This window comes from Halomicrobium sp. HArcht1-1 (genome assembly GCF_058933285.1).
On the sequence record NZ_JBZYDL010000001.1, the window covers coordinates 1,689,275 to 1,701,534 of the forward strand.

A 12,260-nucleotide genomic window follows, 5' to 3' on the forward strand; every position below is an offset into this window, starting at 1 on the left:
TCAGGCGTCGAGCGAGTCGACGCCCGCCGTGACGGCTGCCTCGAACTGAGCCGTCGAGAACGTCGATATCGGTACTGGCGGCTCCGGGTCGTCCTCGGGCTGGCGCAGCTGTTTGCGCCACCACTGTACGTCGTGCCACTCCCCGGCAGTGTACCCGACGTTCTCGTACGTTCCGACTGGTTCGAACCCCATCTCCCGGTGGAACGCGACGCTCGCCCGATTCGGCAGTGTCACACCGGCGTACCCGTTGTAGAACCCCTGCTCGCCCAGCACGGCGAACAGCGACTCGTAGAGACCGGTCGCGATCCCGGCACGACGGTGGTCGTCGTCGACGTAGATCGAGAGCTCGACGCTCCACTGGTAGGCCGTTCGGTTCCGGTGGTCGCTGGCGTACGCGAAGCCGACCACTCGGTCCTCGCGTTCACACACCAGCCACGGGTACGTTTCGAGGGTCGAACGGAGGCGCTCTCTCATCTCCTCGTCGGATGGTGGCGTCTCCTCGAAGGAGACCGCCGAGTCACGGACGTACGGCGCGTAGATGTCCGCACACGCGGCCGCGTCGTCTGGGCGAGCGCGTCGGATAGTGCTCATCGAGTCGCTCTATCGACCGTGGCCGCTTAAATTGCCACAGATCGACTGCTCTGCGTCACCGGAGCGCAGCCAGTTCCTCGCGGATCGCGTCTCGTTTCAGGAGCAGGAAGCCGACGAGGACGACGAGGAAGCCGGTCACGGTCGTGGCGTCGATCGTCTCTTCGAGCAGGAGCCAGCCCGTGACCGCGGCGAAGACCGGCGTCGCGTACGAGACGAGGTTGATCTGGATGGCTCCGAGTCGGTCGAGCAGGCGAAAGTAGACGAAGTAGCCGATCACGCTGGCGAACACGGCGAGGTAGACGATCGCGACGACCGACTCCGCCGTCAGGGTCATCCCGCTCAGGGACTCGTTCGGGAGCGCCCGGCTGATGGCGTGTAAGAGGACGGCACCGACACCGTTCGACCAGGCGACGAGCCCCTCCGTCCCGAGCCCGCTGTCGACCCGCTGGAGGAGGACGCTCCCGAGGGCGATCGACAGCGCGGCCAACAGGACGAACCCGGACGCGACGAGTTCGGCACTGAGCCCGCCCGTCACGTCCGGACGCGTGACCAGCACGACGCCGACGAAACCGAGCACCAGCCCGGCCGTCCCGACGGTAGACAGTCGCTCGTTCGGGAGTAGCGCCCGCGAGAACGCCGTCGCGAGGATCGGATTCGTCGCGATCAGGATGGCCGCGACCGCGCTGGTCACGTCCTGCTCGCCGACGAACAGGAAGGCGTTGTACAGCGCGATCACGAGCGTGGCGCTGATCGCGACGGCGACCCAATCCGCTCGGGAGCGGGGCAGCCAGTCGTCGGTCGCGACGGCCGCGTAGGCGAGCATGAGGACGCCCGCGAGGTCGTAGCGAATCGCCGCGAACAACACCGGCGGCAGGTCTTCGAGCCCCGCCTTGATCGCGACGAAGGAGGTCCCCCAGAGCATCGCCAGCAGGACGAACAGGAGCGTCTCTCGGCGTGTGCTCATCGTGGTGGCACTGTTCTCACGAGCGGTCGTAGGTCTCGGCGAGTCCGTCCAGTGCCTCGTGGTGCTCGGTCGTGTGTGGGGCCGTCAGCGGCGAGACGCTGACCTTGCCGTCGACGACGGCCCGTCGGTCGGTGCCCTCCGGATCGGGGATGTCGCCCTCGGCCATCCGCTCCCAGATCCGGTCGTGGAGGGTCACGGTCTCGCCGTTTCGCTCGGCCCCCATCTGGTAGACGCGGGACGGTTCGGTGATCGCCATCTCCGCGGGACCCCGGTCGGCGACCGGCGCGTTCACGTTGAGGTAGTCACACTGTTCGAAGACGCCCGCGCCCATCGAGTGGGCGGCGAGATAGCTCGCGGCCCGGGTGGCTTCGCCGTAGCTGTCGTAGTTCTCCTCGACCTCGGAGAAGGCCGCGTCCTCGCGGACCGGGATGTACATCGAGACGGCGATCGCGGGCACGTCGAAGAAAGTCGCCTCGACGGCGGCACTGACGGTTCCCGACCGTCCGAGGACGTAGGCCCCGAGGTTCGCGCCGCGGTTGCAGCCGGCGACGACGAGGTCCGTTTCGGGGACCAGCGACTCGATGCCGGCGACGACGCAGTCGGTCGGCGTGCCCGCGACGGCGTAGCCCAGTTCGTGCTGGTGGACCGGGACTTCGTGTGAGATCGCGCGCCCGACCGCGCTCTGATCACTCTTCGGTGCGACCGCCGTCACCGATCCCACCTCGGTCAGTGCGTCGTACAGCGCCCGGAAGCCGACGCTGTCGATCCCGTCGTCGTTGGTCAGGAGGATCGACGGCTCGTCGTTCATACGTTCCGTCGGGCCGAGAGCGGGAAAAACACTCCGGCGGCGGCAGCCGCTCGGTCGATCGGTTACGCCGGTACGCGGTCGACGACGGTCTCGCCGTCGACGACGACGTTGTACGCGCCCTCGTCGTCGTTCCAGAGCACCAGCGCGTTCTCGAAGAGGAGGAGGTCGCCGTAGGCCGCTCCGCGGAGGTCCTCGTTGAGGATCGACTCCTCGGTGAGGACGGCGAAGTGGTCCGTCGACTGGCTCCCGTCGCCGATCAGGTAGAGGGGGTTGCCCGCTTCGGTGAGGTCGCCGCTCAGCTTCACGCCCAGCAGATTGATCCGGTCGGTGACGTAGGAGTCTGCCTCGGCCATCTTCGCGACCTGCGAGCGGTTCCCGCGCGCGTCGATGGCGGTCCGTCCGTCGGTCCGCAGGATCGAGTAGGCGTACTGTACGTCCACGTTGACGAACTCTCCGGGCTGGTGGTCCGGGCCGCTCGCACCCTCGTCCAGCCGGCGCTGGAAGGGCGGCACGTCGATGTCGGGCCGTACGTCGAACGACCACGACTCGCTGGTCGGAGACTCGTGGGCCCAGAGCCGGACTGTCGGGCTGTACACCGTCGCAGGCCCGTCGTCGGCGACGGCCCGCTCGATCTCGCGGAGCCCGATCGCGGTGTTCCTGTCTGCCGGTTCGATCGCCGCCAGCGACCCCGCCGGAGCCAGCCAGTCGAGCGCCCGCTCGACGACGGACGCCGGCTCGTCGAGTTCGTTCAGGACGTTTGCACAGACCACCAGATCGAACTGGTCGTCGGGCTCGAACGACTCCACGGTCGTCCGGTGGATCGTCGTCTGGACGCTCGCGGGCGTCGTTTCGAGCATCGCCCCCAGCACGTCCGCCGCTGCGCTCGGCTCGACGGCGTGGTAGTCGACGAGACACTCCTCGCCCAGCAGGTCGAGCAGCCCCAGCGCCGGGCCGCCGACGCCGGCACCCACGTCCAGGACCCGAATCTGCCTGTCGAGGAGCCCGTCGCTCAGGAGGTCGGCGATCACGTACTGCGTGACGGCGTAGTAGTCGGGCAGGTGGTAGATCGCGTACGCCAGCGCCGTCAGGTCGTCGTACTCGACGGGCCGTTGCTGGAGGTACCGTTCTTTGATCGCCCGGATGCGGTCTCGGAGTCGGTCGCCGGTCTCGCCGTCGGGCCAGCCGACGCCCTCGCGTTCGACGAGCAGGTCCTCAAGTCGGCGGACGTGCTCGGGCGGCAGCGCGTCGACCCCCTCGAAGGCCGGTGACGGCGGTTCGTCGCCGATCGGTTCGAAAGTCCCGTCCTCGCGTTCGACCAGCCCCAGATCGAACGCCTCCTCTCGGAGGACCCGTCGAACCACGGCGGGGTGGGGCTGACCGTCGACGTATTCACAGATCTCCTCGGGATCGATCGGGCGGACCTGGCGGAGGTACTTCGCGTTCGAGCGGATCGAATCTCTCGTCTCGTCGTTCATTGTAGGCTCTCGTACAGTTCGGTGAACGTCTCGTCGTCGGCCCGCGCGATCTGTCGTGCGGCGGCCGCCACGTCGTCGGCTCCCTCGAACGCCGCCTGGATGTCGGCGTAGACCCGCGGTTCGCCGTCGGTCATCTGCTCGACGAGGTCGAACAGCGCCTCGGAGATCGGCGTCTGGAAGGTCTCGGGTACGTCCTCGGCCGCGAGCGCGAACGCCAGCACCGCCGTGTGGGCGCGTGCTTGCACCGTCTCCATCGCCTCGTCGTGCTCGGCCGGCGTCGTCGCGACCAGCTCGTTGCCACGCGTTCGCAGTCGTTCACGGATCGTCTCGCCGACCGGCCCGTCGGCGTCGGTCACCACCGCGAGGTTGCCGGGCGCGTTCTCGGGCGCGAACAGCGGGTGGAGACTGACGCGTTCGATCTCGGGGGCGTGTGCTCGCATCGCGTCGATCGGATCGCGCATACTCCCGGTCACGTCACAGATCGCCCGGTCCGCGCGATCGGCGTACTCCCCGATCACGCTCGCCGCCGCCGGGAGCGGGACGGCGACACAGACGAGGTCGAAGCGCTCTTCGACGGGCGGTGTCAGCGCGCGACCGTCGAGCGCGTCGGCCGCCGCCGTCGCCGCGGTCTCGTCGGCGTCGACGAACGCGATCTCGTCGTCGGCCGTCGCGACGCTGTCAGCGAACCACCGTCCCATCGCTCCCGCGCCGACGACGAGGACTCTCATTGGCACGGGGTAGCCAACGACCGCTCAAAAGCAGTTCGGTCCGCCACATCGCCGGACGCGTCGATCAGCTGTCCGGGCTGTAGTTGGGCGCTTCGTCCGTGATCATCACGTCGTGGGGGTGACTCTCCTGCTGGCCAGCCGCGGAGACGCGGACGAACTCCGAGCGTTCCTTGAACTCCGGAATCGTCTCCGCGCCGACGTAGCCCATGCCAGAGCGCATCCCGCCGACGAGCTGGTGGAGTTCCGACTGGACCGAGCCCTTGTACGGCGTCGCGGCCTCGACGCCCTCTGGGACGTACTCTTCGTCCTCTTCCTCTTCTTTCAGGTAGCGCTCGCCGCCGCCCTCGTTCATCGCGCCGACCGATCCCATGCCGCGGTACTGCTTGTACTTCTTGCCGTTCATCGTGATGACGCGGCCGGGTGCCTCGTCGGTGCCTGCGAAGTAGGAACCGAGCATCACCGCGTCCGCACCGGCGGCGATCGCCTTGATCGCGTCCCCGGAGTAGCGGATGCCGCCGTCGGCGATCACCGGCACGTCGTGCTGGCTGGCCACGTCGGCGACCTGCGAGACGGCGGTAATCTGGGGCATGCCCGCACCGGTGACGACGCGGGTCGTACAGATCGATCCCGGACCGATACCGACCTTGACGCCGTCGGCGAAGTCGACGACCTCCTGGGCGGCTTCGCGGGTCCCGATGTTGCCCACGACCACGTCCGCGTCGACTTCCGCCTCGATCTCGCGGGCGCTGTCGATGACGTTGCGGTTGTGCGCGTGGGCACAGTCGATGAAGAGCACGTCGACACCGGCTTCGTCTGCGGCGCGCGCACGATCGAGTTCGAACGGGCCGACCGCCGCCCCGGCGACCAGTGCGCCCTCGTCGTCGCGAGCGGCCTGATCGTACTCGCGGCGCTGGAGGATGCCCTGCATCGTCACGAGGCCGATGAGTCGATCGCCGTTCTCGACGATCGGGACGCGTTCGATCTTGTGCTCGTACATCAGCTCCAGGGCCTCGCGTGCGGTCACGTCTTCGGGTGCCGTGACGACCTCGTCGGTCATCGCCTCGCTGACGAGGTCTTCCTCGCCGACTTCGAGGTAGGGGCGGATGTCGGTGGCGGAGATGATCCCCAGCACCTCGTCGTCGTCGCCGACGACCGGCGCGCCCGAGACGCCGCGTCGGTCCATCATTTCGTCGACTTCGCGGACGGTCTGATCGGGCGAGGCCGTGACCACGTCGCGGATGATCAGCTCGTCGGCGCGCTTGATACGCTCGATCTCGTCGACCATCGTCTCGACGTCCATGTTGCGGTGAAGGACGCCGAGGCCACCGTGTCGGGCCATCGCGATGCCCATATCGCCCTCGGTGACCGTGTCCATCGCCGCCGAGAGCACCGGAACGTTCAGTTCGACGTTCGTCGAGACGCGTGTGGCCGTGTCGGCCTCGTCCGGCTCGACGCGGGACTCTTTGGGCCGTAGCAGTACGTCGTCGAACGTCAGGGCTTCCGGAACGCGGAGCTTCTCCGAGAAGGGTTCGGACTCGTTCGCCATGTCAAGGGTGGCAGACGGGCGCTGAAAAACGTTCCGAGATTTTCTCCCGAGTGCCTACCGATGTCACACGCAGACGGCGCGACGAGGGCCACACGGCACTCTAAAAATGGAAACTATCGCGTGTGAAATGTGGACAATCTCCATTCAGACCACGACATCTCCTGCCGTCCGTTGTGTATGAGTCGCAATCTCACACAACGTTTATCCGCTGACAAAAGATAATGATGAACATGAACTGTGCTGTGTCTCCCAGCGCTGGTTCCGTTCGCCGACAGACCGCCGACTCCGTGGCTGTCACAAACTGGTTTATGGGAGACACAGCTTTTCAGGGGTTCTCGAAGGGGTGGAATATGTGGTCCCCGAAGGGAGGGAATACGCCGTCTCGGCCGTCGGCAGTACCGTCCCCACGCAGCGAGTACCCGACGCCCACGGGTGAGGGCAGACTGTAGCACGAAATGAGTAGCTCCCAACATCCGGTCGCGCTCGCACTGGAGCGACGCGTCGGTGGTGCCACCCGTCTGCTCGCGACGGTCATGCTGCTCCCGCTGCTGGACGGCGTCTTCGCCGCCGTCGTCCTCGCTGGCGGACTCGCGTCGGTGACCGGCATCATCGAGGTCGGCCTGCTGGTCTTCGGTGGCTCTGCCACCCTCGCCGTGATCCTCGCCGAGATGGAAGGCTCTCCCAGAGAGGTCGCCACCCCGATCCTCGCGGTCGGTGCGATCGTGATCGCCGGCTCCGTCGTGGTCGCCGCCCTCGCGCCGACGATCCAGACGGTCCTCGATCCCGTCGTCTTCGAGCGCTTCGCGGCGATCATCATCCTCGCCATCGCCGGCCGGACCGCCAGCGCGAAGATCGGCGACTGGCTCCCGCGTCCGTCGATGATCCTGCTCATCGGCTTCGTCGCCAGCGTCAACGCCGCCGGCTTCTCGCTGGAGATCCAGACCGATCCCGAACTCATGCTCAGAGCCGCCGCCGCTGCCGGCGTCGGTGTCGGGTTCGCACTCACTGCCGCCGTCGGCGCGCCGTGGCTCCGCAACGCCGTCGACATCGACCGCTTCCGCTTCGGAAGTGCCGTCGCACTGGGCGTGTTGCCGATCAGCATCCTCACGTCGGTCGAGGCTCCGGTCTCACTGGCCGTCCTCGCGGTCACGACGCTGCTCTCGCTGGACCCACAGCGCGCTCGCGAACGCGACGAACACTACGAGCCCGACGCCGTCGACGTGACCGCCGCCTTCGCCGACGGCGGCGCGTCCCAGGGCGTCGACCACGACACCACTGACGCCAGCTCCCACCCGACCGTCGACGACGACGACGACCGCGCGCCCTGGCTCTGACCGCGCTCGGCGCGATACGAAGTGACAACCCTTAGGTTGCTCAGCGCCCCCGTTGTTGCTATGGCTGACAACCGCGTCGTGCAGGGCCGCATGGTCACACCCGAGTCGCTCGCCGAGCTGATCGAAGACGACGACGTCATGGACGCCGAAGCGATCGATGACGCCGACCGCTCGTGTCCCGACTGCGGAGGGGACGTGCTCTCGGTCGGCTACATGCCCGGTATCACGGAGTTCGTCACCGGCTACAAGTGTCAGGACTGCGACTGGAGCGACACCGACCGCGACGACTAACCTCCGGACGCAACCGTAACCCCTTTCATACAGGTGGGCTTACGCCGGAGTGCGGGGTCGTGGCCTAGTCCGGGAAGGCGGCTGACTCCAGAGGCAACGTGCCCGGTGACGACACTCCAGGGTTGATATACTGAGCGGCCGACTGATCATCGGCTCGCGTTGATGACCCTCTGGAGTTCCGAGGCACACACCGGAGATATCAGCCGATCGGGGGTTCAAATCCCTCCGACCCCATTCCGTCGTTCAAGTTTTCTAAAGGTAGCAGCCATATAGCTGCGGCTTTCGCAAACTTCAGAACGGACGAAAACCACAGTCAGATCTCTGTCGAGTCGGGAGATCGTCGATGACTGGAGAGCCTCGGCTCACCCCCGACGAGCCCCGATCCTCGTGACGAGTTCGTTCGAGCGTCGCGTCTCCTGAAGACGACCGACGACGAAGGCTGACACGCGCAGGTCAGATGTCCCCAGCTGGGGGTGGATCCCGCCGCCGACGTGACCGGTCGCCCCCGCTGTCGCCTGGTCTACATCAAGTCGCTGGAGTTCACGGAGCAGGGCTATCCCCACCTGCACGTCCTGTTTTTCGACGTACCCACCCGCGACTCAGACGGCTTGCCGTGGCTCTGCGACAAGCAGGAGATCTCGGCGAAGTGGTTCGACTACAGACAGGGCCGGATCGTCGACACCTACCCGCTCGTCTATCGTGACGACCTGGACGCCGACTTCGACACCGACGAGGGCTTCGTCGACTGGTACCGCTTCGGCGATCACGACCACACCGACGAGTGGGTTCGCGAGCGAACGCGAGCGCACGAGCTGATCGAGTTCGACGACGAACAGTCGACAGAGTCGACAGCTGGCGCGTACCTCGGGAAGTACCTGAGCGCGACGTTTGGCTCGCTGCTCGACGCCACCGAATCGTTCGAGGAACCGGACGACGACGAGCGTGAGGCGTTCGCCGACAAGGCGGCGACGTAGAAGCTCGCACTCTACTGGGTGACGAACCGGCGCTTCTGGTCCTGCTCGAAGCCGATCACCGAAGGAATCGACCCGAACGACCACACGCAAGACCCCGACGTTCGGCAGACCGTTCGGTGGTGTTCGCTCGACTCTGTGCAGACTGCCAGCGAGCGAGAGATACAGGACGATCTCGCTCGGCGGCAGTGGGACGATCTCAATGATCTCGATGTTGCGGTAGAGCGGGCGATTTCTGACGTTGAGCAGCCGCAGGTACGCTCAACACTACCAAATGAGCTCGACTTTTCAGTGTGTTGTTGACTACATTGGCGCGTATTCGTACTGGGATCTCCCAAATAGTCATATTGAGGATAGTTTTTGCGATTTTCAAACTGCAGCCGATAATAATCTCTCAAAACGCCCGACTGGTAGCGTTTTGACAAGGACATAGAATTATATGCGTCGACCCTAACTTGCCTATTAATGGTCAACGGTACGAACCAGTTGAATCAAGCAAGCTCAATCAAGGATGTCACTTGTTATACTCGCGATCTCATTAAGTGGCATTTATTACTCATCACAGGTCAATTTGAAATACGATTACCATTGGTGGATTTGGCCTATTGCATTGGTGTCTGTTATTTTATTCTTTGTTGGATTGTATATGTCCTATGTTGATTGGCAGGGCGAGAGGGATTTACGAGAAGCTCGAACAAGTAATATAGAAAGCCAAACAAATGATATGAATGATGAACAAAAGCCAGCCGATGCAATGTCTGAGGATGACACAGTTTCTACAACAAAATGGAGTGAAATAATACAAAAATGATCGATGAGCTCGGACGATGACGACTTGAGAAACTTTGTTAGAAATCTCCACAGTCAGTATGAAAATAACAATATAATCAAAGATTGGTGCGATGTCAAACTATATTTTTAAAAATAGCTCGCATTCAGAACGAGGACCAATCACTCTGGGTGATAAGTCAGATAATAACAAAGATTTCATCCAAATCGGCCAACGGACCCATCTCCCTATTGACATCATCCAAAAACCCTCAGTGATTGATAATAATGCCCATGCTTTGGTTAAGGCCATAACTCTAGGAGAACGAAACTATCTTATATCAAGTCTCGATGATCGTGATGACATTAGAACATTTTCTGGATCTAATATGTCTTTTGAGGATTTGTCAAACTTAACTTCAAAAATCAAAAACCCACAACATCTCATCATGCCACTGAAAGATAATCTGCGGAACCAGAGGCAGAATTGGAGGTCTTCTAATAATTATTACTTCATGAATGGTGAATATGCTGTGACGAAAAATGGGCCTATCAAAGTTCATTGGTACCCTCCAGAGAAGGATCCAGATGTTGTTGGTGACGGCTATTTGATTGGAAATGATGCAATCACAATCACCCAAAAGTGGCAGGGCGACTCGGACCCTCCCCAAGGATTTGACCATGACAACGATTATGATATATATAGTCAAAACCGTCCCTTGATGATATACTTCGGTCAAGAAATAAAAGAGGATGAGGACGCAGAACATGATTCACTACGTGAAAGGATAGATCTTCTCTATAGGAGTGTGTGGTCTGAGCCAGAAATTAATTCAAACAATATAGTTCGATTGTCTTTTTAGCCCCGCAAATATTTGATTGACTATCGCCTCTAAATCCACATTTATTAGATTCCTCGATGGTTGTGGAGCCCGAATCCACTTTCACTCCGGCTGAAGTCCTAGCTAAGTACTCCCCTCTAGTTTTCTCGACTGCATGGCAGCCCAACAGACGCCATCCTTCGACGATCTCGAACCGGTCGACACGCAAGACGACGAGTACGATAGCGAGTGGATCGAGCTCGACCAGGGCGAGGACGTGGTCGGTGAGAGTCGCGACCTCACGCCCAACTGCGGGCAGTCCGACCCACTGTGATTGAGCTCGGCCCGCGGCATCGGCGACGTGGTGGCGATGTGGTCGAACGGCCAGATCGACCGCCAAGCTCGAAGAGAACGAACTCGATGAGGGTGACGTGGTCGGCATTCGCCACACGGAGTAGACGGCTGTCTTCGAGCCGGAGGACGGCGAATCTCGTCGGGAAGTGACTGTTGACGCCGACGAGGCGCGGGTCACTCGCTGGTCGGCTCCGCGTCGTCGGCTCCGACGACTGTCTCGTCGGGCAGATTCACGTCGGGCGTCCGACCGAGCGTCAGCAGTCGTTCGGTGAGGGTCAGTTCGTCGGGACTCGGCGTCGGCTTCTCGATCTGTTCGTACTCGACGGCGACGCCGTCCTCGGTGGGGGCGATTCTGACCGCACAGAGCTGATAGGAGGGGTAGAACACCGGCGGGAGCAGGCCGATGACGCCGTCCCGGCGGTGGAGGCGTTTGAGCCACGTGCCGGTGTTGACGACGAGGCCGCCGTCGACGCTCTGGACGGAGGGGCGGTGGGTGTGGCCGTAACAGAAGATGGTCGTCGCCGGCTGCTCGTCGAAGACCGTCCGGGCGGCCGCGGCATAGGGTGCCTCTGCGTCGACGGTCAGGCCCGTTTCGAAGACGCCAAAGCGGTCGATGGTCTTCCTGATGTCGCGCCGGAGCAGGGACAGTGGAATCGCGACGAGCAACAGGACACCGGCGACGGCGGTGTTGATCGCGAGCAAGAACCACACAGCGGTCCCGATGGTTCCGAACTGGCCGAGGAACGTGGTCGTGGCGTCGACGGGGAGCGACCAGATGTTCAGGAGGTCCAGGCCGGCCAGAACGGCCAGGACGGCGCTGACGTTGAACAGCAACAGGAACGGAATCAGTGCGTACCGCAGTACCGGATTCATCTCGCGGTAGAAGTACTTCGAGAGCATCCAGACCGGCACGCGCTCCGTGGGCGTGACCGCCTGGACGTCCTTGAGCCAGTTGTACTTCCCACGGTTCGAGAGCTGGCCGGCCCGACTCGTCACGAGCGTGTTGTAGTAGTAGCCAAGCGGCGTCACGTGTGGGTCGCCCCAGTTGTCGATGTGGTTGTTCGGATCCTGCTGGTGGCCGTGTTCGAAGTGGATCGCGTGGTCGCCGACCGGACGAGTGATCGACTGGGACTGGACGAGATCGACGTTGTACTCGGCGAAGCGCTCGACGTAGGCGTCGTAGGCGGCGAGTTCGTGGTCGTGGTTGCCGGGGACGAGCGTGATGGGGATCTGGTCGCCGGTCGCGCGCAGTTGTGCGAACAGCTCCGGGTAGGTCGATTCGAGCACGTCGAACTTCGCCATCCCCTCGACGGTGGTGAACTCCCAGAGACCGAACGCGTCGCCGTTGATGACCAGCGCAGCGTTCTCGTCGCTCCGTTCCAGTCGTTGCAGGAAGGCGAGCAGTTCGTCGAGAAAGTCGACCTCCTCTAGTTGCTCGTCGCCGCCGATGTGGAGGTCGCTGATCACGTAGTAGACGCGGTCGTCGTCGCCGGACATTGCACTATGGTGTCGGGGCCACCACAAAAGGCGTTGCTCTCGATTGGTGAGACCGCCGGCCGTCCGGCTGCTGTCCGTCACCGTCGAGATCGGTCGTCTCGGGGCAGTGACA

The 12,260-nt window shown here is 63.1% G+C and carries 12 protein-coding genes and 1 tRNA gene; 6 read left to right on the forward strand and 7 right to left on the reverse strand.

All coding sequences use genetic code 11. The annotated features are described in order from the left end of the window. The 6 genes from AC5FRZ_RS08885 to guaB all read right to left on the reverse strand — a co-directional run bounded on the left by AC5FRZ_RS08885 (window position 1) and on the right by guaB (window position 6,112). Entirely contained in the window at window positions 1-591 is a 591-nt protein-coding gene (locus tag AC5FRZ_RS08885; protein ID WP_493564409.1) for an arsinothricin resistance N-acetyltransferase ArsN1 family B, read from the reverse strand. Window positions 592-646: 55 nt separating this feature from the next. Continuing rightward, a complete protein-coding gene (locus tag AC5FRZ_RS08890) occupies window positions 647-1,555 on the reverse strand; it encodes a DMT family transporter (RefSeq protein WP_493564410.1) in 909 nt (302 codons plus the stop codon). A gap of 16 nt (window positions 1,556-1,571) precedes the next feature. Further along, complete coding sequence (gene surE, locus AC5FRZ_RS08895; RefSeq protein ID WP_493564411.1) at window positions 1,572-2,363, reverse strand: 5'/3'-nucleotidase SurE; 792 nt, start codon at window positions 2,361-2,363, stop codon at window positions 1,572-1,574. A gap of 62 nt (window positions 2,364-2,425) precedes the next feature. Continuing rightward, complete coding sequence (locus tag AC5FRZ_RS08900; RefSeq protein WP_493564412.1) at window positions 2,426-3,838, reverse strand: small ribosomal subunit Rsm22 family protein; 1,413 nt, start codon at window positions 3,836-3,838, stop codon at window positions 2,426-2,428. After that, window positions 3,835-4,566, reverse strand: coding sequence for a prephenate dehydrogenase/arogenate dehydrogenase family protein (locus AC5FRZ_RS08905; RefSeq protein WP_170094326.1), 732 nt, complete (start codon window positions 4,564-4,566; stop codon window positions 3,835-3,837). Before AC5FRZ_RS08905 ends, AC5FRZ_RS08900 begins: the two co-directional genes overlap by 4 nt. Before the next feature lie 64 nt (window positions 4,567-4,630). Beyond that, window positions 4,631-6,112, reverse strand: a complete 1,482-nt coding sequence (gene guaB / locus AC5FRZ_RS08910) for an IMP dehydrogenase (RefSeq protein ID WP_170094327.1) — start codon at window positions 6,110-6,112, stop codon at window positions 4,631-4,633. A gap of 455 nt (window positions 6,113-6,567) precedes the next feature. Between guaB and AC5FRZ_RS08915 the strand changes: the two genes are divergently transcribed. The 6 genes from AC5FRZ_RS08915 to AC5FRZ_RS08940 all read left to right on the forward strand — a co-directional run bounded on the left by AC5FRZ_RS08915 (window position 6,568) and on the right by AC5FRZ_RS08940 (window position 10,631). After that, a complete protein-coding gene (locus AC5FRZ_RS08915) occupies window positions 6,568-7,446 on the forward strand; it encodes a DUF5794 domain-containing protein (protein ID WP_493564413.1) in 879 nt (292 codons plus the stop codon). Window positions 7,447-7,506: 60 nt separating this feature from the next. Then, entirely contained in the window at window positions 7,507-7,737 is a 231-nt protein-coding gene (locus AC5FRZ_RS08920) for a DUF5795 family protein (protein WP_170094328.1), read from the forward strand. Window positions 7,738-7,790: 53 nt separating this feature from the next. Continuing rightward, a tRNA-Trp gene (locus AC5FRZ_RS08925) sits at window positions 7,791-7,971 on the forward strand. Window positions 7,972-8,210: 239 nt separating this feature from the next. Next, window positions 8,211-8,711 carry a DUF8148 domain-containing protein gene (locus tag AC5FRZ_RS08930; protein ID WP_493564414.1) on the forward strand — a complete coding sequence of 167 codons (501 nt, stop codon included), beginning with the start codon at window positions 8,211-8,213 and terminating at the stop codon, window positions 8,709-8,711. Window positions 8,712-9,610: 899 nt separating this feature from the next. After that, entirely contained in the window at window positions 9,611-10,339 is a 729-nt protein-coding gene (locus AC5FRZ_RS08935; protein WP_493564415.1) for a hypothetical protein, read from the forward strand. Between the two features lie 133 nt (window positions 10,340-10,472). Continuing rightward, entirely contained in the window at window positions 10,473-10,631 is a 159-nt protein-coding gene (locus AC5FRZ_RS08940; RefSeq protein ID WP_493564416.1) for a hypothetical protein, read from the forward strand. Window positions 10,632-10,825: 194 nt separating this feature from the next. Here AC5FRZ_RS08940 and AC5FRZ_RS08945 read toward each other — a convergent pair whose 3' ends face one another. After that, a complete protein-coding gene (locus tag AC5FRZ_RS08945; protein WP_170094385.1) occupies window positions 10,826-12,148 on the reverse strand; it encodes a metallophosphoesterase in 1,323 nt (440 codons plus the stop codon). Between the last annotated feature and the right edge of the window lie 112 nt (window positions 12,149-12,260).

Bases quoted from the DNA above. Each gene is read 5' to 3' on its own strand.
- AC5FRZ_RS08885 (WP_493564409.1), bottom strand. From the start codon at position 591: ATGAGCACTATCCGACGCGCTCGCCCAGACGACGCGGCCGCGTGTGCG.
- AC5FRZ_RS08890 (WP_493564410.1), bottom strand. From the start codon at position 1,555: ATGAGCACACGCCGAGAGACGCTCCTGTTCGTCCTGCTGGCGATGCTC.
- surE (WP_493564411.1), bottom strand. From the start codon at position 2,363: ATGAACGACGAGCCGTCGATCCTCCTGACCAACGACGACGGGATCGAC.
- AC5FRZ_RS08900 (WP_493564412.1), bottom strand. From the start codon at position 3,838: ATGAACGACGAGACGAGAGATTCGATCCGCTCGAACGCGAAGTACCTC.
- AC5FRZ_RS08905 (WP_170094326.1), bottom strand. From the start codon at position 4,566: ATGAGAGTCCTCGTCGTCGGCGCGGGAGCGATGGGACGGTGGTTCGCT.
- guaB (WP_170094327.1), bottom strand. From the start codon at position 6,112: ATGGCGAACGAGTCCGAACCCTTCTCGGAGAAGCTCCGCGTTCCGGAA.
- AC5FRZ_RS08915 (WP_493564413.1), top strand. From the start codon at position 6,568: ATGAGTAGCTCCCAACATCCGGTCGCGCTCGCACTGGAGCGACGCGTC.
- AC5FRZ_RS08920 (WP_170094328.1), top strand. From the start codon at position 7,507: ATGGCTGACAACCGCGTCGTGCAGGGCCGCATGGTCACACCCGAGTCG.
- AC5FRZ_RS08935 (WP_493564415.1), top strand. From the start codon at position 9,611: ATGTCAAACTATATTTTTAAAAATAGCTCGCATTCAGAACGAGGACCA.
- AC5FRZ_RS08940 (WP_493564416.1), top strand. From the start codon at position 10,473: ATGGCAGCCCAACAGACGCCATCCTTCGACGATCTCGAACCGGTCGAC.
- AC5FRZ_RS08945 (WP_170094385.1), bottom strand. From the start codon at position 12,148: ATGTCCGGCGACGACGACCGCGTCTACTACGTGATCAGCGACCTCCAC.